The organism is Halomonas sp. YLGW01 (genome assembly GCF_014840935.1).
GTDB lineage: Bacteria > Pseudomonadota > Gammaproteobacteria > Pseudomonadales > Halomonadaceae > Onishia.
On the sequence record NZ_CP062005.1, the window covers coordinates 2,813,958 to 2,837,225 of the forward strand.

At 65.3% G+C, this 23,268-nt stretch carries 21 protein-coding genes and 4 tRNA genes; 12 read left to right on the top strand and 13 right to left on the bottom strand.

The genetic code is table 11. From position 1 onward, the window contains the following. Positions 1 to 6 precede the first annotated feature (6 nt). Together IEJ03_RS12885 and IEJ03_RS12890 are read right to left on the bottom strand one after the other, a co-directional pair. Positions 7 to 471 (bottom strand): Na+/H+ antiporter subunit B, encoded by a 465-nt coding sequence (locus IEJ03_RS12885; protein WP_192035241.1) that lies wholly within the window; start codon positions 469 to 471, stop codon positions 7 to 9. Further along, positions 464 to 2,809, bottom strand: a complete 2,346-nt coding sequence (locus IEJ03_RS12890) for a putative monovalent cation/H+ antiporter subunit A (protein WP_192035242.1) — start codon at positions 2,807 to 2,809, stop codon at positions 464 to 466. The genes IEJ03_RS12885 and IEJ03_RS12890 overlap by 8 nt, the downstream gene beginning before the upstream one ends. 248 nt (positions 2,810 to 3,057) lie before the next feature. Between IEJ03_RS12890 and IEJ03_RS12895 the strand changes: the two genes are divergently transcribed. The 6 genes from IEJ03_RS12895 to IEJ03_RS12920 are packed head-to-tail and all read left to right on the top strand — an operon-like array spanning position 3,058 to position 8,902. Further along, entirely contained in the window at positions 3,058 to 5,892 is a 2,835-nt protein-coding gene (locus IEJ03_RS12895; protein WP_192035243.1) for a monovalent cation/H+ antiporter subunit A, read from the top strand. Then, positions 5,892 to 6,236, top strand: a complete 345-nt coding sequence (locus IEJ03_RS12900) for a Na+/H+ antiporter subunit C (RefSeq protein ID WP_192035244.1) — start codon at positions 5,892 to 5,894, stop codon at positions 6,234 to 6,236. Before IEJ03_RS12895 ends, IEJ03_RS12900 begins: the two co-directional genes overlap by 1 nt. Further along, positions 6,233 to 7,744, top strand: a complete 1,512-nt coding sequence (locus tag IEJ03_RS12905; RefSeq protein ID WP_192035245.1) for a monovalent cation/H+ antiporter subunit D — start codon at positions 6,233 to 6,235, stop codon at positions 7,742 to 7,744. Before IEJ03_RS12900 ends, IEJ03_RS12905 begins: the two co-directional genes overlap by 4 nt. Next, entirely contained in the window at positions 7,741 to 8,238 is a 498-nt protein-coding gene (locus IEJ03_RS12910) for a Na+/H+ antiporter subunit E (protein ID WP_192035246.1), read from the top strand. The genes IEJ03_RS12905 and IEJ03_RS12910 overlap by 4 nt, the downstream gene beginning before the upstream one ends. Further along, positions 8,232 to 8,501: a K+/H+ antiporter subunit F gene (locus IEJ03_RS12915; RefSeq protein ID WP_192035247.1), complete on the top strand. Its 270-nt coding sequence runs from the start codon at positions 8,232 to 8,234 to the stop codon at positions 8,499 to 8,501. Before IEJ03_RS12910 ends, IEJ03_RS12915 begins: the two co-directional genes overlap by 7 nt. 8 nt (positions 8,502 to 8,509) lie before the next feature. Then, positions 8,510 to 8,902 (top strand): Na+/H+ antiporter subunit G, encoded by a 393-nt coding sequence (locus IEJ03_RS12920; protein ID WP_192035248.1) that lies wholly within the window; start codon positions 8,510 to 8,512, stop codon positions 8,900 to 8,902. Between the two features lie 159 nt (positions 8,903 to 9,061). On the opposite strand, the gene hemH is transcribed toward IEJ03_RS12920, so the two are convergent. After that, a complete protein-coding gene (gene hemH, locus IEJ03_RS12925; RefSeq protein ID WP_192035249.1) occupies positions 9,062 to 10,162 on the bottom strand; it encodes a ferrochelatase in 1,101 nt (366 codons plus the stop codon). Positions 10,163 to 10,275: 113 nt separating this feature from the next. Here hemH and IEJ03_RS12930 point away from each other — a divergent pair, with 113 nt between their 5' ends. Continuing rightward, the gene (locus tag IEJ03_RS12930) at positions 10,276 to 11,928 is read left to right on the top strand and encodes a cryptochrome/photolyase family protein (protein WP_192035250.1); all 1,653 of its coding nucleotides are present in this window, start codon (positions 10,276 to 10,278) and stop codon (positions 11,926 to 11,928) included. Next, entirely contained in the window at positions 11,928 to 12,353 is a 426-nt protein-coding gene (locus IEJ03_RS12935; RefSeq protein WP_192035251.1) for a DUF393 domain-containing protein, read from the top strand. Before IEJ03_RS12930 ends, IEJ03_RS12935 begins: the two co-directional genes overlap by 1 nt. A 136-nt stretch (positions 12,354 to 12,489) precedes the next feature. Here the strand turns inward: IEJ03_RS12935 and IEJ03_RS12940 are convergent, their stop codons facing one another. The 10 genes from IEJ03_RS12940 to rnr form a co-directional block, all read right to left on the bottom strand. Further along, a complete protein-coding gene (locus tag IEJ03_RS12940) occupies positions 12,490 to 12,792 on the bottom strand; it encodes a DUF6482 family protein (protein WP_192035252.1) in 303 nt (100 codons plus the stop codon). 248 nt (positions 12,793 to 13,040) lie between these two features. Further along, entirely contained in the window at positions 13,041 to 13,334 is a 294-nt protein-coding gene (locus tag IEJ03_RS12945) for a hypothetical protein (protein WP_192035253.1), read from the bottom strand. A gap of 128 nt (positions 13,335 to 13,462) precedes the next feature. Next, positions 13,463 to 14,851, bottom strand: coding sequence for a replicative DNA helicase (gene dnaB, locus IEJ03_RS12950; protein WP_192035254.1), 1,389 nt, complete (start codon positions 14,849 to 14,851; stop codon positions 13,463 to 13,465). Positions 14,852 to 15,072: 221 nt separating this feature from the next. Next, a complete protein-coding gene (locus tag IEJ03_RS12955) occupies positions 15,073 to 16,551 on the bottom strand; it encodes a carbohydrate porin (RefSeq protein WP_192035255.1) in 1,479 nt (492 codons plus the stop codon). Positions 16,552 to 17,002: 451 nt separating this feature from the next. Further along, the gene (gene rplI / locus IEJ03_RS12960; RefSeq protein WP_192035256.1) at positions 17,003 to 17,449 is read right to left on the bottom strand and encodes a 50S ribosomal protein L9; all 447 of its coding nucleotides are present in this window, start codon (positions 17,447 to 17,449) and stop codon (positions 17,003 to 17,005) included. 15 nt (positions 17,450 to 17,464) lie between these two features. Next, positions 17,465 to 18,316 (bottom strand): hypothetical protein, encoded by an 852-nt coding sequence (locus IEJ03_RS12965; protein ID WP_192037317.1) that lies wholly within the window; start codon positions 18,314 to 18,316, stop codon positions 17,465 to 17,467. A 12-nt stretch (positions 18,317 to 18,328) separates the two neighbouring features. Continuing rightward, complete coding sequence (gene rpsR / locus IEJ03_RS12970) at positions 18,329 to 18,556, bottom strand: 30S ribosomal protein S18 (protein WP_092523331.1); 228 nt, start codon at positions 18,554 to 18,556, stop codon at positions 18,329 to 18,331. A gap of 24 nt (positions 18,557 to 18,580) precedes the next feature. Further along, positions 18,581 to 18,964 carry a 30S ribosomal protein S6 gene (gene rpsF, locus IEJ03_RS12975; RefSeq protein ID WP_192035257.1) on the bottom strand — a complete coding sequence of 128 codons (384 nt, stop codon included), beginning with the start codon at positions 18,962 to 18,964 and terminating at the stop codon, positions 18,581 to 18,583. Positions 18,965 to 19,107: 143 nt separating this feature from the next. Beyond that, entirely contained in the window at positions 19,108 to 19,896 is a 789-nt protein-coding gene (gene rlmB, locus IEJ03_RS12980) for a 23S rRNA (guanosine(2251)-2'-O)-methyltransferase RlmB (RefSeq protein WP_192035258.1), read from the bottom strand. 63 nt (positions 19,897 to 19,959) lie between these two features. Continuing rightward, positions 19,960 to 22,368: a ribonuclease R gene (rnr, locus tag IEJ03_RS12985; protein WP_192035259.1), complete on the bottom strand. Its 2,409-nt coding sequence runs from the start codon at positions 22,366 to 22,368 to the stop codon at positions 19,960 to 19,962. A 237-nt stretch (positions 22,369 to 22,605) separates the two neighbouring features. On the opposite strand from rnr, the gene IEJ03_RS12990 reads away from it, so the two are divergent. From IEJ03_RS12990 to IEJ03_RS13005, 4 genes are all read left to right on the top strand, one after another. Next, positions 22,606 to 22,692 (top strand) — tRNA-Leu (locus IEJ03_RS12990). Positions 22,693 to 22,813: 121 nt separating this feature from the next. Beyond that, positions 22,814 to 22,900 (top strand) — tRNA-Leu (locus IEJ03_RS12995). Positions 22,901 to 22,964: 64 nt separating this feature from the next. Next, positions 22,965 to 23,051, top strand: a tRNA-Leu gene (locus IEJ03_RS13000). Positions 23,052 to 23,104: 53 nt separating this feature from the next. Next, a tRNA-Leu gene (locus tag IEJ03_RS13005) sits at positions 23,105 to 23,191 on the top strand. Positions 23,192 to 23,268 lie beyond the last annotated feature (77 nt).

The window sequence follows — 23,268 nt, forward strand, 5'->3', positions numbered from 1 at the left end:
ATCTCCTTAACCGTCGTGGTTGGCCGGGTCGTGGTCGGTCTGCTCATGGTCGGCGTGGTCGGTATCGACCAGGGCGGTGATGGCGGTCAGCACCGAGCCCACCACCACCAGGTAGACGCCGATATCGAAGATCAGGGGCGTCGAGGCCTTGAAATCGATGACCGGAATCGTCCACCACTGGGCGGTGAAGAACGGCTCGCCGGCCCACCAGCCGGGCAGCGTCGAGATCACGCCGAACAGGAGCCCCATGCCGATCAGGTCGCGGGGCGACACCTTCAGCATCTCGGCCAGCGCATGCCGTCCCTGGGAAAAGAGGTAGAGGGCGAAGGCGCCCGCGGCCACCAGTCCGGCGATGAAGCCGCCGCCCGGCTCGTCGTGCCCCCGCAGCAGCAGGAACACCGAGAACAGCAGCTGCAGCGGTAGCAGCAGGCGTGCCGCCGCATTGAGGATCAGGGTGCCCGATCTACCCATGGTCGTCCTCCGTCGGCGCGAGGTTGCGTCGGCCATCGCGATCGCCGCCTTCGGCCGGTTCGGCATGGAAGCGCAGCATGGCGAAGACCCCGATGGCGGCCAGGGCCAGGACGAACATCTCGCCCAGGGTGTCCAGCGCCCGGAAGTCCACCAGGATGACATTGACGATATTGTGGCCGTGCCCCAACGGCTGGCTGTTGGCAACCATGTAGTCCGAGATCCGGGGCAGTCGCTCGCCCGAAAGCACCGCGAGCATCAGCAGCGTGATCAGTCCCCCGGTGAGGCTCGCCACCACCAGGTCGCGCAACCGCTCCAGCGGCGTGGACAGGGTGGCGAAGCGCGGCAGGCGGAACAGCACCAGCACCAGCAGGATCACCGTCAGCGTCTCGACCAGCAGCTGGGTGATGGCCAGGTCCGGCGCGCTGAAGAGCACGAAGGTCAGGGCGATGGAGAACCCCATGACGCCGAGCGCGGCCACCGCCGCCAGGCGTGAGCGCATCACGCAGGCCGCCACGGCACCGGCGATCATCAGGCCGGCGATGACCGCCTCATGGAAGTAGACCGACAGGGCCACATCGAGGGCGAGGCCGTGCCGGAAGAGCAGCGCATGCCCGACGAGCCCCACCAGCACCAGCAGGGTCATCACCAGGTAGTTGCGGATATAGCCGTTCTGCAGGAAGCGGGTCTGGCCATCCGCCAGGGCCACCAGCCCCGCCATCAGCGCCTCGTAACCGGCCTCGGGACCGTAGCGCATCAACGGCGTGAGGCGGGCGAGTCCGACGCATAGCCGATCCCAGTGGCGATAGGTCAGAAGGCCCAGCACAAGGCTCACAAGGGATAGCCCGAGCGGCAGGTTGAAGCCGTGCCACAGTGCCAGGTGAACCCCGGCCCCCGAGACGCCTCCAGCCTCCATGACGGCGGCGACCAGGGGATCCAGCAGTCCCGGCGCCAGGCCGAAGACCAGCGACAGCGCGGCCAATAGCCCGGGGCCTGCCAGCATGGCACGGGACGGATCATGAGGGGTTTTCGGCGTGGTTTGCCGATGGCCGAAGAAGGGTCGCAGGATAACGATGGCCGCGACCGCCAGGGTCAGGAAGGCCGCCGTGAAGGCCAGCAGCAGGATCAGGGGGCGCCAGGCGGGTGCCTCCAGCACCGACGTCAGCATCAGCTCCTTGCCCACGAAGCCCAACAGGGGCGGCAGGCCGGCCAGCGACAGGCCGGCGACCCCGGCCACCACTGCAGTCGCCGGCATGACCCGGCGCAGCCCGCCCATGGCCGTGACGTCCTTGGTGCCGGTCTCGTGATCGAGGATGCCGGCCACCATGAACAGCGCCCCCTTGTACAGCGAGTGTGCCAGCAGGAAGACCGCGAAGGCGGTCAGCGCACCAGCGGTGCCGATCCCCAGCAGCAGGGTCAGGGTACCGAGCGCCATCACCGTGGAGTAGGCGAGCAGTTTCTTGACGTTGGTGTGCTGGATCGCCAGGACGGCCCCGGTGGCCATGGTCAGCGCGCCCACCAGCGACAGGCTGAGCATCCAGGCTTCGGTACCGCCCAGGGCGGGGTGCAGCCGCGCCAGCAGGTAGATGCCGGCCTTGACCATGGTCGCCGAGTGCAGGTAGGCGGAGACCGGCGTCGGCGCCGCCATGGCGTTGGGCAGCCAGAAGTGGAAGGGAAACTGCGCCGACTTGGTGAAGGCGCCCAGCAGCACGCAGATCAGCAGAGGCGTATAGAGGGCGTGACCGCGCAGGGCATCGCCGCGCTGGACGAGTTCATGCAGCGACCAGCTGTCACCGGCCAGGGCCAGCAGCACGAGGCCGGCCAGCAGCGCCAGGCCACCACCGACGGTAACGAACAGGCCCTGCAGGGCCGCCTTGCGGGCGCCAGGGTCGGTATGGTTGAAGCCGATCAGCAGGTAGGAGGTGATGCTGGTCAGCTCCCAGAACACGAACAGCGTGATCAGGTTGTCCGCCAGCACCAGGCCCAGCATCGACATCATGAAGGCGGTGATCACCACCAAGAAGCGCGGCAGGTCGCGATGGCCGCGCAGGTACTCGCCCGAATAGATCAGCACCAGGGCACCGATGCCAGTGATCAGCAGGGCAAACAGCCAGGAGAGGCCGTCGATCAGAAAGGTCAGGGTGATATCGAGGCCGGGCACCCAGGCCCATTCGAGCAGCAGAACCTCACCCGAGGCGATGCTCGGCCACAGCCCGACCAGCCAGGCCGCCAGAGCCGCGGGCAGCAGCGCCATCACCAGCGGGGTGCGCGCGCCAAACCAGTGATGCAGCAGCGGGGCCATGGCCGCCACCGCGAAGCCTCCCAGCACAGCCAGTTGCATGCAGATGCACCTCCCTCGCCAGTGGAGGAATCCGGCGCGATAGACCCGCCGATTCGCTTGGCCGAGTCTATAGAGATAACGCATTGAAAGGCAAGGAGGCAGCGAGCGGGCGAGCTTTGAGGTAGAGTGGCAACTTAGCCATGGGAGGGCAGGCGCCCCGCCCCGGGGCGCCCATGATCATCGGTCACGGACGTCTCCTTAGTGCGCCTGTCGCTCCTGTATCACGTCCCGTGCAGGAAGACCGATCGATGACATTGCTGTGGATAGCCCTGTTGCCCCTGCTAGGGGTGCTGGTGCCCGCGCTCACCGAGCGACGCGGCCGACGTTTCTGCTCCTTGGCGACGGGGGTGCTGCCCGCCCTCGCCCTGTGGCTGACCCTGAGCCAACTGCCCGCGCTGGCGGACGGCGAGACGCTGCGCTTTGCCGTCGACTGGATTCCCGCCCTGGGCCTCGATCTGGCCTTCCGGCTGGATGGCCTGTCGGTGCTGTTCAACCTGCTGATTCTGGGAATCGGCCTGTTGATCCTGCTCTATGCCCACCATTACCTCTCGCCGGAGGAGCCCTTCGGACGCTTCTATGCCTATCTGATCCTGTTCATGGCCTCCATGGTCGGGATCGTGATGGCCGACAACCTGCTGCTGCTGTGGCTGTTCTGGGAGATGACGAGCCTCTCCTCCTTTCTGCTGATCGGCTTCTGGTCACGGCGCAGCGACGCCCGCAAGGGCGCGCGTATGGCGCTGACCGTGACCGGCGCCGGTGGCCTGGCCCTGCTCGCGGGGCTCCTGCTGCTGGGCGACATGGTCGGCAGCTTCGATATGAACGTGGTGCTCGACAGCGCCGATATCATCCTCGCCGACCCGCGCTACCCCCTGATGCTGGGGCTGGTACTGCTGGGCGCCTTCACCAAGTCGGCGCAGTTTCCCTTCCAGTTCTGGCTGCCTCACGCCATGGCGGCGCCGACGCCGGTCTCCGCCTATCTTCACTCCGCGACCATGGTCAAGGCCGGCATCTTCCTGATGGCCCGCCTGCACCCGGCCGTCGCCGACAGCGAGCTGTGGACGGTGACCGTGTCCCTGGTCGGCATGACCACCATGCTCTATGGCGCCTGGTTCGCCCTGCTCAAGACCGACCTCAAGGGTATCCTGGCCTTCTCGACGGTCAGCCACCTGGGCCTGATCACCGTGCTATTGGGCATCGGCAGCCCCATGGCGGTACTCGCGGCCCTCTTTCATATCCTCAACCACGCCGCCTTCAAGGCCGCCTTGTTCATGAGCGCGGGGATCATCGATCATGAGACCGGTACTCGCGAACTCGGCCGCCTGGGCGGACTGGCGCGCGCCATGCCGGTCACCGCGCTACTGACCAGCGTGGCAGGGGCCGCCATGGCCGGCGTGCCGCTGCTCAACGGCTTCATCTCCAAGGAGATGTTCTTCACCGAGGCCCTGGCCACTCCGGTGCTGGGGGGCCTGAGCTGGCTGCTGCCGGCCCTGGCCACCCTGGGCGGGGTGCTCTCGGTGGCCTATTCGCTGCGTCTGGTGCATGCGGTGTTCTTCAAGCCGGCCAAGGAGGCGCCCCCCCATGAGCCCCATGAGCCGCCCTGGCTGATGCGCGCCCCGGTGGTGCTGCTGGCCCTGGTATGCGTGGCGGTAGGCCTGGCACCGGTACTGGCGGAAGGCCTGCTGAGCCTGGCCGTGGCGTCGGTGCTGGGCGAGCCCTTCGCCTTCCACCTGGCGATCTGGCACGGGGTCAACCTGCCGCTGCTGATGAGCCTGGTGGCGCTGGTGGTGGGGGGAATCCTCTACTGGCGCCATGCCGATCTGCGCCGGGGCCTGCGGGGCTTTCGGCCGGTGGACGCCCGGCTGGTGTTCGAGGCCTCGCTGCAGCGACTCGGCCGCGGCGCCGAGGGTCTCCTTGCCCACTTCGACGGCGCCTCGCTGCAACGCTACATGGCGCTGCTGCTGACCGCCGCGCTGGTGATGGGAGGGCTCGGGCTGGCCGAGATGCCCAAGCTCACCGGTAGCCTGGGCAACCAGCCCGTCGACGGCATCCTGCTGCTGGGGGCCGGACTGCTGATCTTCGGTGGACTGGGCACCGCCGCCACCCATCGCTATCGCCTGATCTCGCTGCTGATGCTCTCGGTGGTGGGACTGGTGGTCGCCCTGACTTTCGCCCGCTTCTCGGCCCCCGACCTGGCGCTGACCCAGCTCTCGGTCGAGGTGGTGACCATGATCCTCTTGATGCTGGCGCTATTCTTCCTGCCCCAGAAGACCGCGCGAGAGTCCTCCCATCGCCGCAACCTGCGCGACCTGGTGCTGGCCGGCACCCTGGGCATGGTGGTGGCGAGCCTCAACTACGCGGTGCTGACCCGAGACAATGCGCCCATCTCCAGCTTCTTCCTGGACAACAGCGTGCCCGGCGGCGGCGGCCACAATGTGGTCAACGTCATCCTGGTCGACTTCCGTGGCTTCGATACCCTCGGCGAGATCACCGTGCTGGCGCTGGCGGGGCTGGCCATCTTCAAGCTGCTCAACCGGCTGCGGCTGTTCATGCCCCATAGCGACGGCGAGGGACGGCTATGGTCGCCAGACCGCTACCCGGCCATCCTGACCTCGATCTCCATGGCGCTGCTGCCGCTGGCGCTGCTGGTGTCGGCCTTCATCTTCCTGCGCGGCCACAACCAGCCCGGCGGCGGCTTCATCGCCGGCCTGATCACGGCGGTGGCCCTGATCCTGCTCTACATGGCGCGAGGCGTGGACTGGGCGCAGCAGCGGCTCAACTTCCCCTATCAGCCGGTGGCCATCGCCGGCGTGGCCATCGCCACGCTGACCGGGCTGGGCAGCTGGCTGTTCGGCCATCCTTTCCTGACCTCGGCCTTCGGTCACTTCCACCTGCCGCTGGTCGGCGACTTCGAGCTGGCCACCGCCATGCTCTTCGATCTCGGCGTCTATCTGGCCGTGGTCGGCGCGACCCTGATGATCCTGGCCAACCTGGGCAAGGTCACCACCCCGCACCGTCCGGTCAAGGAGGCTACCAGTGCCTCCGAGGCCGACGCCTCTTCTCGATCCGGCAAGGAGAAACGCTGATGGAAAGCCTCTATGCCATCACCACCGGCGTGCTGACCGCCTGTGGCCTCTATCTGGTATTGCGCGGCAGCACCTTTCCGGTGGTGGTCGGCCTGACCCTGCTCTCCTATGCGGTGAACCTCTTTCTGTTCTCCATGGGCGGGCTGACCACCGACGGCGCCGCCATCCTCGACGGGGCGGGCGACTACGCGGACCCGCTGCCTCAGGCGCTGGTACTGACCGCCATCGTGATCGGCTTCGCCATGACCGCCTTCGTGGTGATCCTGGCCATGCGGGCCCGCAGTGAGGCCGGCAACGATCACGTAGACGGTCGCCGGCATGAAGACGGGGAGGGCCGCTCGTGATGCAGCATCTGATCGTCCTGCCCGTGGTGCTGCCGCTGATCGCCGGCATCCTGCTGCTGTACCGCGGCCATGGCGCCACCCACTTCAAACGCCTGGTGGGAGGCCTGGCCACCGCCCTGCTGGTGGTGATCGGCATCGTGCTGGTGGCGCGCGCCAGCAGCGGCGAGATCACCTACTATGCCTTGGGCGACTGGCAGCCGCCCTTCGGCATCGTGCTGGTGCTCGACCGGCTATCCGCCATGATGGTGCTGCTCACCGCAGTGCTCGCCCTGGGCGCCGTGGTGTTCGCCAGCGCCGGCGACGACGAACGGGGCAGCAACTTCCACGGCCTCTTCCAGTGGCAGCTGATGGGCATCAACGGCGCCTTCCTCACCGGCGACCTGTTCAACCTGTTCGTGTTCTTCGAGGTGCTGCTGCTGGCCTCCTACGCCCTGCTGCTGCACGGCGGCGGCAAGGCACGCATCATGGCCGGAGTGCACTATGTGGTGCTCAACCTGGCCGGCTCCTCGCTGTTCCTGATCGCGGTGGGGGTGCTCTATGGCGCCACCGGCACCCTGAACATGGCCGATATGGCCATGCGCCTGGGCGAGCTGCCCGCGGAGCGGGCCGGGCTGGTCACCGCCGGCGGCCTGATGCTGCTGGTGGTCTTCGGCCTCAAGGCCGCGATCCTGCCCCTCTACTTCTGGCTGCCCCGCGCCTATGCCGCCGCCCCGGCCCCGGTCGCGGCGCTGTTCGCGATCATGACCAAGGTCGGCATCTACGCCATCCTGCGGGTCTATTCGCTGGTCTTCGGCGACGAGGCCGGCGCCCTGGCCCAGCTGGGCCAGGGCTGGGTCTGGTGGCTGTCGCTGGGCACCCTGGCGGCGGCCGGGGTAGGCGTGCTGGCCGCCCGCGACCTGCGCCTGCTGGTGGCCTACCTGGTGCTGGTCTCGGCGGGCACCCTGCTGGCCGGCATCGGCATGGGCTCGCCATCCGCCATCGCCGCCCTGCTCTACTACCTGCTGCATACCACCCTGGTCACCGGCGGCCTCTTCCTGCTGGCCGAGCTGATCGGGGTGCAGCGTGGCAAGGCCGGCACCCGGCTGGTCAAGGGCCGCCCGCTGCGCAACGGCGGCCTGCTCGCCGGCCTGTTCCTGATGGGCGCCGCGGCGGTGGCCGGTTTGCCGCCCCTGTCCGGCGCCATCGGCAAGGCCCTGCTGATGATGGCGGCGAGCCCCGCCCAGCAGCCCTGGCTGTGGCCGCTGCTGCTGCTGGTGGGACTCTGTTCGCTAGTGGCACTGTCCCGTGCCGGCTCGACGCTGTTCTGGCGCAGCCATGAGGGCGAACCCAGCGATACGCCGCTGAAGCGGCGTCAGCTGTTCGGCGTGCTGTGGCTGCTCGGCGCCTCCCCGCTGCTGGTGGCCCTGGCCGGCCCGGTCAGCGACTATACCCGGGCGACCGCCGACCAGCTGGCCGCACCCCAGATGATGATCGATGCGCTGATCAACGACGCAGGAGACACGCCATGATCAAGCCCCGTCCCTGGCTCCCCACGCCCCTGCTTTCGATCCTGCTGCTGGTGGTCTGGCTGCTGCTGGCGCGCAGCACCGCCTTCGGCCAGGTGTTGCTGGGCGGATTCCTGGCGATCGTGATTCCCCTGGCCACCCACCGCTTCTGGGATGCCCAGCCTCACGTGGCCAAGCCCTTCCTGCTGCTGCGGTTCGTGCTGCGGGTGCTCTGCGACATCCTCGTCGCCAACATCGAGGTGGCCTGGCTGATCATCAATCCATGGCGGCGGCTGCGGCCCCACTTCGTGGAATACCCCCTGATGCTCGAGGACCGCTTCACCATCACGCTGCTGGCCAACACCATCAGCCTCACGCCGGGCACGGTGTCGACCAACCTGCGCCTGGATGGCAAGACGCTGTTGATTCACGCCCTGGACGTAGACGACGAGGAGGCACTGATCGCCCATATCCGCCGACGCTACGAACAGCCGCTCAAGGAGATCTACGAATGCTAGACACTGCCCTGTGGATCAGCATGGCACTGGTGGTCGCGGCCCTGCTGCTCAACGTCTACCGCCTCGCGGTCGGGCCGGACATGCCCGACCGGCTCCTGGCCTTGGATACCATGTACGTGAATTCCATCGCCCTGATCGTGCTGATGGGACTATGGCTGAACACCAAGACCTACTTCGAGTCGGCGCTGCTGATCGCCATGCTCGGTTTCATCAGTACCGTGGCGGTCTGCAAGTACCTGTTGCGCGGCGACATCATCGAATAGGAGGCGTCATGACGCTGTATGTGATTCTGGAAGGCGTGATCGCCTTCCTGCTGGTCGCCGGTGGCGCATTCGCCTTCATCGGCTCGCTGGGCATGGCCCACCTGCGGGATTTCTACATGCGCCTGCACGGCCCCACCAAGGCCACCACCCTGGGCATCGGCTGCATGCTGATCGCCTCGATGCTCTATTTCTGGGTCCTCGAGGGCAAGCCCGACATTCAGGAAATGCTGATCACGCTGTTCCTGTTCATCACCGCCCCGGTCAGCGCGCACCTGCTCGCCAAGACCGGCCTGCACCTGAAGCTCAGGCACGCCGACAAGACCCGAGGCAAGCCGGTGGAACTGCAGCGCGAGGAGGTCGGCGAGAAGCCGGTGCTGCACCCGGACAGGGGGCATGGCTGATCCTGCCCGCCCCACCAGGACCCGCACCACCAGGGCCCGCACCACCACGACCCGCACCACCACGACCCGCACCATCACAATAAGGCCCCGTACATCGCGTTCGGGGCCTTCGTCTATCGGGACGGCGCCGCGCCGGCGCTCTTCATACTCATACCGGGCCTAGAGCCAGCCGCCAAGTTCCTGCTTCACGATGGCCGTCAGCACATCGATGTGCGCCTCATCGGCATTGAGGCAGGGCACATAGGTGAAGGTCTCGCCCCCGGCGGCGAGGAAGGCCTCGCGAATCTCCTGCTGGACCTCCTCGAGGGTCTCGACGCAGTCCGAGGCGAAGGCCGGGGAGATCACCGCGATGTGCTTCTTCCCCGCCCGGGCGAGTTCGACCACCGTATCCACGGTCGCCGGCCCCACCCACTTCTCCGGCCCGAACTTGGACTGGAAGGCGGTGATGATCTCGTCGTCCTCCATCCCCAGGTGCTCCTTCACCAGGCGTGTGGTCTTGTGGCACTGGCAATGGTAGGGATCTCCGTCGAGCAGGTAGCGCTCCGGCACTCCGTGGTAGGACGCCACCAACACCTCGGGGCGGGTGCCATGGGCGGTGCGGGCATCATCGTAGGCCTCCCGAACCGAGCTGCCCAGCGCCGCGATATAGTCCGGGCGATCGAAGTAGGCCGGCACGGTACGCAGCGCCGGCTGCCACTTCAGCGTCATCAGGGTGCGGAACACCTCATCGTTGGCGCTGGCGGTGGTGGGCGAGCCGTATTGCGGGTAGAGCGGGAAGACCAGCAGCCGTTCGCAGCCCTGCGCCTGCAGGCGCCGGATCACGCTATCGGTCGAGGGGTTGCCGTAACGCATGCAGAAATCGACCAGCACCTCATCGCCGAAGGCCGCCTCGAGGCGCGCCGCGACCTTCTCGGTCTGCTCGCGGGTGATGGTCAGAAGCGGGCTCTCGTCGCGCTCGGTGTTCCAGATGCTTCGATAGGCCTTGCCGGAGATGAAGGGTCGGCGGGTCAGGATGATGCCCTGCAGCAGCGGCTGCCACAGCCAGCGGGAGTAATCGACCACCCGCCGATCGGAGAGAAACTCGGACAAATAGCGGCGCATCGACCAGTAGTCGGTGGCATCCGGCGTCCCCAGGTTGGCCAGCACCACACCGACCTTCTTGCGCGGCACCGGCGGGTGATCGGCCCCGGCATGGACGAGGCGCCCCTCGCCGGGCTGATCGAGGGCGGCGGCAGACGAACGGGGAGTGGCTGCGGACATCATGAAATCCTTGTGACGTGACCGACGGATGGCTCAATAGCTTACCAAAGGGATGCCATCGTGAAGAATGGAGTTATACTACCATTCACATTTGTATAACTTCAGGTTAAATCATGTCGAAGCCATTGATCCTGGTGCTGGGTGATCAGCTCAGCCCATCACTGGCGAGCCTCCAGGCGCTACCGGACGAGGCCGTGGTGGCTCTGTGCGAGGTCGCCGAAGAAGGCCACTACGTGCCCCATCACCCGCAGAAGATCGCGATGATGTTCGCCGCCATGCGCCACTTCGCCGCCGAGCTCGAGGCGACGGGGCTCAAGGTGCATTACAGCCGCCTCGACGATGCCGACAACCGCCAGCGGCTGCTCGAAGAAGCCGAACGCTTGGCGGCACACTACGACTGCGACGAGATCCGTGTGGCACGGCCAGGGGAGTGGCGACTCTACGAGGCCATCCGGGCGCGCACCGACATCGGTACCCAGGAGGCGAAGCATGCCCCCCTGCCCTGGCGAGTCATCGAGGATGATCGCTTCTTCACCACCCCCGAGGACTTTGCGGCCTGGGCACGAGGCCGCAAGACCTATCGCCTCGAGCACTTCTACCGGCATCTTCGCGAGCGCACCGGGCTCCTGATGGACGACGGCCAGCCGGCCGGCGGCAAGTGGAACTTCGATCATGACAACCGTGAGCCGCTGCCCGACCACCCCGCCTTTCCCACGCCGCCGATCCATGAGCAGGATGCCACTACCACGGCGGTGCTCGATCTGGTGGCGACACGGTTCGCTGAGCATTTCGGCTCGCTCGAGGGCTTCCACTGGCCGGTGACCCGCGCCCAGGCCCTCGACGAGCTCGAGCACTTCCTTACCGAACGCCTGTCGGACTTCGGCCGCTACCAGGATGCCCTGAGCGACGCCGCCCCCTTTCTCTATCATTCGCGCCTGGCCGCGGCGCTGAACATCGGCCTGCTCTCGCCCATCGAGGTCTGCGAGGCCGCCGAACGGGAGTATCGCGAGGGGCGTGCGCCGCTCAACTCGGTGGAGGGCTTCATTCGCCAGATCCTCGGCTGGCGGGAGTATGTGCGCGGGCTCTATTGGACCCGCATGCCCGACTACAAGCGCGGCAATGGCCTCGGCGCTCGCCGCGACCTGCCGGCCTTCTACTGGAGCGGCGATACCGAGATGCGCTGCCTGAAGCGCGCCATCGAGATGACTCGCGATCACGCCTATGCCCACCACATCCAGCGCCTGATGGTCACCGGCAACTTCGCCCTGCTGTGCGGGGTCAAGCCCGAGGCCCTGTGCGACTGGTACCTGGCGGTGTATGCCGATGCCTGCGAATGGGTCGAGCTGCCCAACACCCTGGGCATGGTGCTGCACGCCGATGGCGGCCTGATGGGCTCCAAGCCCTACTGTGCCTCGGGCAAGTACATCGACCGCATGGGCGATCACTGCAGGCACTGCCGCTTCGATCCCAAGCAGGTCACCGGTACTCATGCCTGCCCCTTCAACAGCCTCTACTGGCACTTCCTCGAGGAGCACCGGGAGGCGCTCGATACCAACCCGCGCATGAAACTGATCTACGGCTCGCTCGATCGCATGAAGGACGAGAAGCGCGAGGCCATGCGCCAGCAGGCCGAGGCCTTCCTGGCTCGCCTGGACACCGCCCCCGCCTATGGCCGAGGCACACACCTGGCCGGCTATCGCGAGACCGGCGACACCCCTGATGCCACCGCCCCGTCGACCCGCCCCGGTGCCCAGGAGCCTTCCTGATGTCCCGCCCCGTCACTTCCCCCTACCACGCCACCGCCCCGGTAACGCTCTTCCACGACGGCCACTGCCCCTTCTGCCAGCGCGAGGTCGCCTGGCTGGCGCGCCACCCGCGTCGCGAGCGAGTCGTGCTGATCGACATCCAGGCAGATGACTTCGATGCCGCCGCCTGGGGACGCTCGTTCGAGGCCATGATGGGACGCCTGCATGTGCGCGATGCGAGGGGCGCCTGGTTCGTGGGCATGGACGCCAGCCGGGCCCTCTATGCGGTGCTGGGCTATCGGCGGCTCGTAGGGCTGACGATGCTGCCGGTCCTTGCCTGGTGCTTCGACCGCGGCTATGTCGTCTTCGCCCGCCATCGGGTACGGCTGGGAGCATGGTGGGAAGCAAGGCGTCGCCGGCGCGAGAAAGCCAGGCGTGAGGCATGACGTCTACAGGCGCGACGCTCTGCCCGGGGCAAGGTCGGGAGTCTGCTCAAGGATGGAGCGATGGCCCGTTAAGGACGTGGACGACATGCCCGTTCAGGCGTCATGTACATAGGGAGATCAAAGACAGAAGGGGCGCCTAGAAGACCAGCGGCATGCGCGAACTGAGCGCATCGTGGTAGTGGGCGTCGCGGCCGATCATCTCGTCATGAGCCACGTACTGCACCAGATAGGCCCGGTGGATGCCGACCCGCTTCAGCTCGAGATAGACATCGTCGAGGGCGCGGAACAGCATCGGCTTGCCGCGCTGGGTCAGCAGATGACGCTCCCCCTCGATATCCTCCAGCTCGACCTGGTAGAAGCGGCTGCCGGCGTGGCTGATGACGCGAATCTCGAAGTTGTCGTGTCGCTTGGCGAAGACCTTGAAGTCGTGAAGTTCCATGCTGTCCTCCTGGGCATCATGCCGATGACCGGACGCGATGACGTCCTGCCATGAAAGATCCTGAGACGGTGGTTCCAGATATAGCGGGTCCGGACATGTCGGGGCTGAAAATGACTGGGGCACAGCTTGGCTGTGCCCCATGACGACAATATGACATGCCGCCTCACCGTTATGACCCTGGCCGCTACGCCATGTTCCACTCAGACAGCACTTCAGACAGCACTAGCGCCATCAGTGATAATCCGCCATCACTGATAATCGGCGGGATCGATGGCCTTGCCCAGGGAGTTGCGATCGACCCAGTTGCCGGCCTTGGTTTCCTTGTAGCGGAACACCACCTTGTCGCCGACCGCTACCGGAATCTCGGTGTCCTCGGTCTGATAGCTGAAGGTTTCGCCATCGACCACCAGTCGATAGCGATACAGGTCGGGCATGCCGAGCCATTCCTTGAACGGCCCTTCCCGCTCGACTTCCTGAAGCTCGCCGCGCCCCTCGAGCTTGGGGGTCCGCTTGCGGTTGCCGCGTCGAAATCCGCCTGCCATAAGCTATCCTCGTCCACCTGACTGATTCATCTGACTGGTTCATTAAACTGGTTCATGGGACCAAGCCGGGCATTATACGGGGGCCCGGTGCAGTCTCAACCATGATCCCGACGCCGGGACCGGGCCGACTACTCGCCGAAGTGCTGACCGTAGCTGTCCGGCGCCAGGTCCTCGAAGCGGGTGTACTTGCCGATGAAGGCCATGTGCACCGTGCCGATCGGGCCGTTACGCTGCTTGCCGATGATCAGCTCGGCCAGCCCCTGATTGTCCGGGTTATCGGGGTTGTAGACCTCGTCACGGTAGACGAAGGCGATCACGTCGGCGTCCTGCTCGATGGCCCCCGATTCGCGAAGGTCCGACATCACCGGGCGCTTGTTGGGGCGCTGTTCCAGGGAGCGGTTGAGCTGCGACAGCGACACCACCGGACAGCCGAACTCCTTGGCGATTCCCTTCAGCGAGCGCGAGATCTCGGAGATCTCGCCGGTGCGGTTCTCGGAGAAACCGGGAATCTGCATCAACTGAAGGTAATCGATCATCACCAGGCCGATGTTGCCGTGCTCGCGTACCACCCGACGGATCCGCGAACGCATCTCGTTGGGCGACAGGGCCGCGGTGTCATCGATGAACAGCTGCTTGTCCTTCAAAAGGTTCACCGCCGAGGTCAGTCGCGGCCAGTCCTCGTCCTCGAGCTGGCCGGTGCGCACCCGTGTCTGATCGATGCGACCCAGCGAAGACAGCATGCGCAGCATCAACGACTCGGCGGGCATCTCCATGGAAAACACCATCACCGGCTTGTCGCTGGAGATCACCGCATGCTCGACCAGATTCATGGCGAAGGTGGTCTTGCCCATCGAGGGACGTCCGGCAATGATCACCAGATCCGAGGGCTGCAGCCCCGAGGTCATGTCGTCGAGATCGCGAAAGCCGGTGGAGAGCCCGGTCATCTCGCCTTCCATGTTGAACATCTCGTCGATGCGATCCACCGCCTTGGCCAGCAGCTCGCTCATGCCGATGGGGCCACCGCTCTTGGGGCGGTCCTCGCTGATCTGGAAGACCAGCCTCTCCGCCTCGTTGACCAGCTCGTCGGCCGGCCGCCCCTGAGGGGCAAAGGCGCTGTCGGCGACCTGGCTGGCCGCCTGGATCAGCTTGCGCAGCGTGGCTCGCTCGCGAACGATCTCGGCATAGGCACGGATGTTGCTCGCCGACGGAGTGTTGCGGGCGAGCTCGGCCAGATAGGCGAGGCCGCCGACGGTATCCAGCTGATCGCGGTTCTCGAGCGCCTCGGACAGCGTCACCACGTCCAGGGGATGCGCCCCCTCGGCCAGGCCCGCCATGGCATTGAAGATCAGCCGGTGCTCATAGCGATAGAAATCGCCGGCCACCAGCTGCTCGGAGACCGCGTCCCAGGCCGAGTTGTCCAGCATCAGGCCACCCAGCACCGACTGCTCGGCCTCCAGGGAGTGGGGCGGCACCTTCAGTGCGGCAGTTTCCTGATCGAGCTCGACAGATTCATTCATGGGGTCGGGCACCTTCGGTGAGTCGGTAAGCGGCGCTCATTCTACCCCATCCCCACGGCGCACCCCATTCCCGTCCGGCGTCCCTGCCAACGAAAATCCCCGCATGCCTTGTGGCACGCGGGGAAGGATCGAAACACTCATTGGCGGGCATCGGCTGGCGGCACAGCGACCGTCGCGACACGGCCGGCCCGCCGTTCTATGCAGTATGGGTGACGTTTACATTAGAACCAGACTTCCGTCTGTACACCGAAGCTCCACTCACTGCCATTGAAACCATCTTCGCCGAAGTCATCATCGGCCGAGTATTCGTTCAGATCCTCGTCCCAGTCGGAGTAAGTCGCAAATACGCGGATCTCGGGACGCTGCCAGAAGCCGCCCACCTGAGGCTTGAAGGTCGGCGCGACGGTGTATTTGGTGTAATTGCCATCGGCGGCATTACCCGACGGCCCCTGATCGAGGTCCATGTACTGGTAGCTGGCCTCGTACTGCATCTCGAAGTTCTCGGTCAGCTCGTTGGCGAGGCGCACATTCAGGCCGGCCCACTGGTACTCGTCTCCCTCGTCGTAACGGTCCTCGCTGGTTTCCGCGAACACGGAGGGCGCGATCCGCCATTGGGGCGCCAGATAGGTGGTGCCATAAACAGCGAGGCGCGTCGCGGTGGCATCCTCGGTCAGATCACCGTCGGTGCCCAGGGATTTGACCTCGGCACCCAGGCCCTGACCGTGCAGCAACGCGGCCTTGAAGTTGCCCTCGCCGAGCCCGAAGAAGCTATCGCCATGGTAGGCCAGCATGGTGTGGGCACCGCTATCGGCGGCCGTGGAGCCATTGTCCAGGTCGCGGGTATCGTTGTCGGCTGCCGACATGGCGTTGAGCATCCACTGCCAGTTGCCGAAGTAGTTATTGGCGGTGAAGATCAGGTTATCGGTATCGCCGGTAAGATCGGGATTGGTACTGTCGACAGGGAATTCGCTGAAGCTGCGACCATAGACGGAGAAGTTGGCCTTCCAGCTGTCGGCGAGCTGGACGTCGTAGATCCCGCCGCCGGTCCCTGAGAGAAAGATGACATCGGAATCGATCCAGTGGATATCGAAGTTGTCGCGATCGAAGCGCTTCCCGGCCCAGATGGAGGCGTTCTCGAAGGCGCCAGTGAAGCTTGGCAGGTCGCTGAGCTCAACAAAGACCTGGCGCACGTTGAGCTGGGATTCATCAGCGGTCCAGTCATTACTGGTCTGGACACCGTCGGCGATCATGGTGCGATAGAGGGCCTTGGCACCGTTGTCATAGGCCTGGCGGTAGTTGAGGATCGCTTCGGCATAAGTATCCGGCTCGTTGCCCAGCCGACCGACGTGGCCACCTAAGCCTCCCGCGGGTGTCACATTTGGGCCACCTGGAAGGCTCTTGCCGTCCTCGCCGATCAGCAAACCGGAGCGGGCATAGGCGTTGAAGGAGAATCCCTCCTCGCCGCTGGCCTGGCGGGCCACCTCGTCCAGGCGCTCCTGGCCGGCATCGACGGTCTCCTCGACTGACACGGCACGGGCCTCGGCGGCATCGGCACGGGCCTCGGCGGCGGCGACACGGGCTTCGAGATCGGCCAGACGCTGCTCGAGATTGCTGTCCTGGGCGCTGGCCAGGCCGCTCATCGCGAAGCTGGCGACGGCAACGGCGGCGGCGAGCGGAGTTCTCAACATGGCTGCATTCATGACGGCGTGTCCTTTTATGCTTGTTGTGACAATGACCGGGGCCAACAGTCTTTATCGATTAAGATGACAGGCGAAAACGCATGTCTCCACTGTCATCGGGGAGCCCCTGAACGACCCCTTCCGCCGGAGGAGAGAGATCGTACAGAGCACGAACTTAATCGTTTAAGCGCTGCCTCGTAAAAGGAAATCGCCTCTTTTTCTACCAATGTCTAAGCACGATCGAGGAACTTGTTCGCCGGGTAACAATTCCTGACGGAGGGCTGGAAACCGCCATCACGCTCGCGACACCTGCCGCCAGCCGCCATCGGGGAGACCGCCAGACAGGAGGGGGGAAGGAGAAAAAGAAGGAGGGAGAGAAGGAGATAGAGACGGAAGTACAGGCATGAAAAAAGGCACACGGGATACCCCGTGTGCCTCTTCATGTCAGGCTCGCGCCGAGGCGCGGCGAGACTTACTCGGCGACGATAACGACGCGCACGCTGGATGCCACTTCGGCATGCAGCTGCAGGGCGATGTCGTATTCGCCGGTCTTGCGCAGCGGACCTTCCGGCATGCGGACTTCGCTCTTGGCGATGTCGATGCCGGCCTGAGCGATGGCTTCGGCCAGGTCGCGCGGACCGATGGAACCGAACAGCTTGCCGTCTTCGCCAGACTTGGCGACCAGCGAGAGCTCGATCTCGGCCAGCTGCGCGGCGCGCGCTTCGGCTTCGGCCTTGCGCTCGGCGGCCTGAGCTTCGAGCTCGGCACGCTGGGCTTGGAAGGCTTCCAGGTTTTCCTTGGTTGCCGGTACGGCCAGGCCGTAAGGCATCAGGTAGTTACGGCCGTAACCGGGCTTGACGGTGACCTTGTCACCCAGGCCGCCCAGCTTGCCAATGTTGTCGAGCAGAATGACTTCCATCTCGTGAACCTCTTGTCAGACGCTGCGGGCCAGACGCGTGCGGAAGTCCGCAAACGTATCGATCAGAGCCAACAGCAGCACAATCAGAATCGTGGGCCAGGTAGTGATCAGTAGCGCATAGAAAGCCACCAACCAGAGCCCCTTCATCCCCTTGAGACCAATAATTCCGTGAATCAGCGCAATGCCCGCGATCAGCAGGGGACCCCAGGCGAGAATCGCCAGCCCCGGCAGCGCCAGCAGCGAACCGAGGACACCCAGCACCACCAGGGTCACCAGCTCCCGCGGCGCAAGACGCAGGACGTGGAACTCCTCGCGGAAGCCGCCGGGATTATAGAGCCCGGCCTGCCAGCTGCGCGCCATGGCCAGGCAGGCGACGCCAAGCAGCAGCACGATGATGCCGCTGACGCCACCGACGACCAGGGTCGCGAGGGCCTCGGTGGAGATGCCCTGACGGGTCAGCTCCTCCAGCATCCGCTGTGCCTCCGGCGAGCTCTGGCGCAGGGCCTCGAGCAGTGCCTCGCTGCCCCCGGCTGGCATGAAGACGCCCAGCTGGACCAGCGCGGCGCCGCCAAGGGCGCCGCCGATCAGCGCCTCCGACCAGCTCAGGCGCTCTCTCAGCACCACGGCCATCAGCGTCACCAGCAGCAGGGTTGCCAGCGGGATCACATCCCCCTGGACCCACCACCAGCCGGCCGGCAGCCCCGCAGCCAGGATCACCGGCAATGCCGATGCCATTCCCTGGCGCAGGGTCACCAGACCCGCAATGGCGGCGCTCAGCCAGAACAGCCAAGGCACCAACCCCGCCAGCGCAACACCTCCGGCGGCGTAGGGCAGTCCCCGCATCATCCAGCGGGCAATCGACAGCATCACGCGAACGGCTTACTGGTGGCTATCGGAGTACGGCAGCAGAGCCAGGTAGCGAGCGCGCTTGATGGCGCTGGACAGCTGACGCTGGTAGCGTGCCTTGGTACCGGTGATGCGGCTCGGAACGATCTTGCCGGTCTCGGTGACGTAGGCCTTGAGAGTGTCCAGATCCTTGTAGTCGATCTGCTTCACGCCTTCAGCGGTGAAACGGCAAAACTTACGGCGACGGAAAAAGCGTGCCATGTAAAATCCTCCTGGCGGTGCGTATCAGTTAGCTTCGGCGGTTTCGGTACGTTCGCGCGGCTTGTCTTCGCGACGCGGACGCTTTTCTTCCGCCGGCTTCATCATCGGTGAAGCTTCGGTGATGGCTTCCTTGCAACGCACGACCAGGCTACGGATGATCGCGTCGTTGAAGCGGAAGATGTTCTCGATTTCTTCGAGGGTCTCGCCGCTGCACTCGACGTTCATCAGCACGTAGTGAGCCTTGTGGATCTTGTTGATCGGATACGCCAGGTGGCGACGGCCCCAATCTTCCAGACGATGAACGCTACCGCCGCTCTCGGTGACGAGGCTGGTATAACGCTCGACCATCGCCTGAACCTGTTCGCTCTGGTCCGGGTGGACCATGAACACGATTTCGTAATGACGCATAGTGTCTCCTTTCGGTTTGACAGCTTCCATAGGGCCATCGCGAAGCTAAACCTTCACGGCACCTGGGGAAGCAAGGAGTGATTAAACGGGTGTGGTGTCTGGCCGCAGTCCGACCAAGCCGGACAATTGTAGTGACCGGCCGGCTAGCTTGCAAGCTGGCGCTGTCGCAGGGCCTCGAACAGACAGATGCCGGTGGCCACCGAGACGTTGAGGCTCGACACGCTGCCTACCATCGGCAGCTTGACCAGGTTATCGCAGGCCTCGCGAGTCAGCCGGCGCATGCCCTTGCCCTCGGCTCCCATCACCAGCGCACAGGGCACGGTGAAGTCGCCATCGAAGACGCTGGCCTCGGCCTCGCCGGCGGTGCCGGTGATCCAGACGCCCTGCTCCTTAAGCTTGCCCATGGCCCGCGCCAGGTTGGTGACCTGATAGACCGGCACGCTCTCGGCGGCCCCGCAGGCGACCTTGCGCACGGTGGCATTGAGCGGCGCGGCCTTGTCCTTGGGCACGATGACGCCATCCACACCGGCGGCATCGGCGCTGCGCAGACAGGCACCGAAGTTGTGCACGTCGGTGACGCCATCGAGAATCAGCAGCAGCGGCGGCGTGTCCTTGGTCCAGCCCTTGAGCCTGAGCCACAGAGACTCCTCGCCCTCGGCGGCCAGGGGCGGACAAAAAGCAATCACGCCCTGATGGGCCGCGCCCTGCGCCAGCGCATCGAGGGCATCGCGAGGCTGAGACTGAACGCGGGAGCCGCGGCCACGAGCCTCGTCGATCAGGTCGGCGAGCCGCGTGCCCGCACTCCCCTCCTGCACCCAGAGTTCGCGGGGTGCTTCGCCCCGCGCCAACAGGGCGCGCACCGCGTGCACGCCATATACCGCATCTAGGCCAGCAGGCGCCTTGGGCCCCCGCTGACCGGGACGTCGTTTCATGATCGGCTATTCCTGATATATCAAAGCATGCCGGCGCCGGGGCATTCACCCCGGCGCCCGATCTCAGCGCTTGTTGCCACCGCCGCCTCGCGGCTTGCGGGGCCCGCGGCGACGGCCCTTGGGCTTTTCAGACTGAGGCTTGTCACCTTGCGGCTTGTCGGCCTTCGCGGCGGCCTGCGCCTGAGGCTCGGTACCCGGTTTGCGGCGCGGCGCGCGCTTGTGGCGGGGCTTCTCGTCGACCAGATCGAAGTCGATCTTGCGGTCGTCGAGATCGACCCGTGCCACCTGCACGGTCACACCGTCGCCCAGTCGATAGCTGACGCCAGAACGCTCGCCCTTGAGGCGATGCTTCTCGGCCTCGTAGTGGTAGTAGTCGGAGGGCAGCGAGGTGACGTGCACCAGGCCCTCGACGTAGACCTCGTCGAGGCGTACGAAGATGCCGAACTGGGTGACCGAGGCGATGGTGCCCTCGAAGACATCGCCGACCTTGTCGGACATGAACTCGCACTTGAGCCAGTCTTCCACGTCGCGGGTGGCATCGTCGGCGCGCCGCTCGGTCATCGAGCAATGCTCACCGAAATGCACCATCTGCTCGAAGGAGTACGGCGACCAACGGCTGGGCGGTTCCACAGAGGCGCCCTCGGCCCGTAGCACGGTCGCGGTCTGGCGCGGCCCGCGGATCACCGAGCGGATGGCGCGGTGCACCAGCAGGTCCGGATAGCGACGAATCGGCGAGGTGAAGTGGGCATAGGCCGGGTAGGCCAGGCCGAAGTGACCGTCGTTCTGGGGCGAGTAGACCGCCTGGTTCATCGAGCGCAGCATCACCGTCTGGATGATGTCGGCATCCGGACGGTCCTTGATGACCTCGCGCAGCGCCTGGTAGTCCTGCGGGGTCGGCTCGTCGCCGCCGCCCAGGGACAGGCCCAGCTCGTTGAGGAACAGGCGCAGGCGATCCAGTCGCTCGGGCGTCGGCGGCTGGTGGATGCGGTACAGCGCCGGCAGGTCGTGCTTGTCGAGGAAGCGCGCGGTGGCGACGTTGGCCGCCAGCATGCACTCCTCGACGATCTTGTGGGCGTCGTTGCGCGAACGCGGCACGATGGCATCGATCTTGCGCTCCTCGTTGAAGAGGATCGCCGTCTCGGTGGTCTCGAAGTCGATGGCCCCGCGTTCGCTGCGCGCCGAGCGCAGGATCCCGTAGAGCTCATGCAACTGCTCGAGCGACGGCACCAGCGAGGCGTGCTCCTCCCGCAGCGCCTGGCCCTCGGGGCTCTCCGGCTCCTGCAGGATCTTGCCGACCTTGTTGTAGGTCAGGCGGGCATGGGACTGGAAGACCGCCTCGTAGAAGCGATAGCGGCTGATGGCGCCGGTCTTGGAGATGTTCATCTCGCAGACCATGGCCAGCCGGTCGACCGCCGGATTCAGCGAACACAGGCCGTTGGACAGCAGTTCCGGCAGCATCGGCACGACCTGACCGGGGAAGTAGACCGAGTTGCCGCGTGTCAGGGCCTCCTGATCCAAGGCGCTGCCGGGGCGGACATAGTGCGAGACGTCGGCGATGGCGACGAGCAGCTTCCAGCTGCCCGACTTGGTCTGATAGGCGCAGATGGCATCGTCGAAGTCCTTGGCGCTCTCGTCATCGATGGTCACCAGCGGCAGGTGGCGCAGGTCGATGCGATGCGCCTTGTCGTCCTCGGCCACCTCGGCGGACATCGAGGCGATCTGCTCGTCCACCTCGGGAGGGAACTGATCCGGGATGTCATAGCTGCGGATGGCGATGCCGATCTCCATGCCCGGGTCCATGCGCTCGCCGAGCACCTCGATGACCTCGCCCACTGGCTGCTTGCGGGTCTCGGGCTGCTGGACGATGCGCGCCGAGACGACCTGGCCGTCCTGGGCGCCACCGCTGGCGCTATGGGGAATCAGCACTTCCTGAGAAATGCGGCTGTTCTCGGGAATCAGCACCGCGAACTCGTCATTGTTCTGACGATAGATGCCCACCACCGTCTGGGTGTTGCGGGCGATGACCTCGGCGATGGTCGCCTCGTCACGGCCGCGGCGATCGCGGCCGCTGACCCGCACCAGCACATGATCGCCGTGGAATACACGGCGCATCTGTCGCGGCGGCAGCACCAGATCCGGCTTCTTGCCGTCATCGCGCAGGATGAAGCCGAAGCCGTCACGGTGCCCGAGCACCTTGCCCTTGATCAGGTCGAGCTTGTCGATCAGCGCATAGGCGCCACGACGGTTGCGCAGCACCTGACCGTCGCGCTCCATGGCCGCCAGGCGGCGACGCACGGCCTCCTGCTGATCCTCGTCGTCGAGGCCCAGCAGCCGACTCATGTTCTCATGAGTGATCGGCTTGCCCGCCTCTTCGAGGCGGCGCAGCAGGTATTCGCGGCTGGGTACCGGATTGTCATACTTGTGGGCTTCACGTTCCGCGTGGGGATCGTCGCTGAGCGTCCACTGAGTCATACGCAAGGCGTCCTTGATAAGGGAAAAACGATGCACCACGGACGTGAGGCAAGAAATCGCATCTTCATTAACATCGCGCCAGTATAGCGTCGCAGCGAGCCCGACCCAACCATAACCGTGGCCGCGCCTCAAGTCGCCCGGGGTGGCCGGCCGGTGCCGCCGGCAAAGAAAAATCCGCGTGCCACCGGGCCCAAGTCTTGCATTGTCTCATGGAATCGGTATTATACCGCTCACGTTGCCCGGGTGGCGGAATTGGTAGACGCGCTAGCTTCAGGTGCTAGTGTCCGTATGGACGTGGAGGTTCAAGTCCTCTCCCGGGCACCAACGATGATTTAAGGCTCTCGCCGCGATCATCACGGGATGCAAATCCCATCGGCAGCGACCTGTCGAAAGAAGTACCAGCAGTACCCGTTGATCATTCAGCGGCACAATATGGCTCGTGTTCGCCCAGGTGGCGGAATTGGTAGACGCGCTAGCTTCAGGTGCTAGTGTCCGTAAGGACGTGGAGGTTCAAGTCCTCTCCTGGGCACCATCGATAATGTCTTTTTCAAGACGGACTCGATGACCCGGCAAGCGAACACCGGCCAGCATGATGCGCCCGGGTGGCGGAATTGGTAGACGCGCTAGCTTCAGGTGCTAGTGTCCGTATGGACGTGGAGGTTCAAGTCCTCTCCCGGGCACCAATTCGCATCATGTAGTATCACCTTCCCGAGACGCCGGTTCCGGCGAACCCGCTGCCCAGATGGCGGAATTGGTAGACGCGCTAGCTTCAGGTGCTAGTGTCCTTATGGACGTGGAGGTTCAAGTCCTCTTCTGGGCACCATCGGTTTTCCCCGCTTTTCCCTGTTTTTTCGTACTATTCCCCATCGCTCTAACATCTTGCACGCCTGGCCGAAATGG

Coding starts and splice junctions, on each gene's coding strand:
- IEJ03_RS12885 (WP_192035241.1), bottom strand. CDS start 471: ATGGGTAGATCGGGCACCCTGATCCTCAATGCGGCGGCACGCCTGCTG.
- IEJ03_RS12890 (WP_192035242.1), bottom strand. CDS start 2,809: ATGCAACTGGCTGTGCTGGGAGGCTTCGCGGTGGCGGCCATGGCCCCG.
- IEJ03_RS12895 (WP_192035243.1), top strand. CDS start 3,058: ATGACATTGCTGTGGATAGCCCTGTTGCCCCTGCTAGGGGTGCTGGTG.
- IEJ03_RS12900 (WP_192035244.1), top strand. CDS start 5,892: ATGGAAAGCCTCTATGCCATCACCACCGGCGTGCTGACCGCCTGTGGC.
- IEJ03_RS12910 (WP_192035246.1), top strand. CDS start 7,741: ATGATCAAGCCCCGTCCCTGGCTCCCCACGCCCCTGCTTTCGATCCTG.
- IEJ03_RS12915 (WP_192035247.1), top strand. CDS start 8,232: ATGCTAGACACTGCCCTGTGGATCAGCATGGCACTGGTGGTCGCGGCC.
- IEJ03_RS12920 (WP_192035248.1), top strand. CDS start 8,510: ATGACGCTGTATGTGATTCTGGAAGGCGTGATCGCCTTCCTGCTGGTC.
- hemH (WP_192035249.1), bottom strand. CDS start 10,162: ATGTCCGCAGCCACTCCCCGTTCGTCTGCCGCCGCCCTCGATCAGCCC.
- IEJ03_RS12930 (WP_192035250.1), top strand. CDS start 10,276: ATGTCGAAGCCATTGATCCTGGTGCTGGGTGATCAGCTCAGCCCATCA.
- IEJ03_RS12935 (WP_192035251.1), top strand. CDS start 11,928: ATGTCCCGCCCCGTCACTTCCCCCTACCACGCCACCGCCCCGGTAACG.
- IEJ03_RS12940 (WP_192035252.1), bottom strand. CDS start 12,792: ATGGAACTTCACGACTTCAAGGTCTTCGCCAAGCGACACGACAACTTC.
- IEJ03_RS12945 (WP_192035253.1), bottom strand. CDS start 13,334: ATGGCAGGCGGATTTCGACGCGGCAACCGCAAGCGGACCCCCAAGCTC.
- dnaB (WP_192035254.1), bottom strand. CDS start 14,851: ATGAATGAATCTGTCGAGCTCGATCAGGAAACTGCCGCACTGAAGGTG.
- IEJ03_RS12955 (WP_192035255.1), bottom strand. CDS start 16,551: ATGAATGCAGCCATGTTGAGAACTCCGCTCGCCGCCGCCGTTGCCGTC.
- rplI (WP_192035256.1), bottom strand. CDS start 17,449: ATGGAAGTCATTCTGCTCGACAACATTGGCAAGCTGGGCGGCCTGGGT.
- IEJ03_RS12965 (WP_192037317.1), bottom strand. CDS start 18,316: ATGCTGTCGATTGCCCGCTGGATGATGCGGGGACTGCCCTACGCCGCC.
- rpsR (WP_092523331.1), bottom strand. CDS start 18,556: ATGGCACGCTTTTTCCGTCGCCGTAAGTTTTGCCGTTTCACCGCTGAA.
- rpsF (WP_192035257.1), bottom strand. CDS start 18,964: ATGCGTCATTACGAAATCGTGTTCATGGTCCACCCGGACCAGAGCGAA.
- rlmB (WP_192035258.1), bottom strand. CDS start 19,896: ATGAAACGACGTCCCGGTCAGCGGGGGCCCAAGGCGCCTGCTGGCCTA.
- rnr (WP_192035259.1), bottom strand. CDS start 22,368: ATGACTCAGTGGACGCTCAGCGACGATCCCCACGCGGAACGTGAAGCC.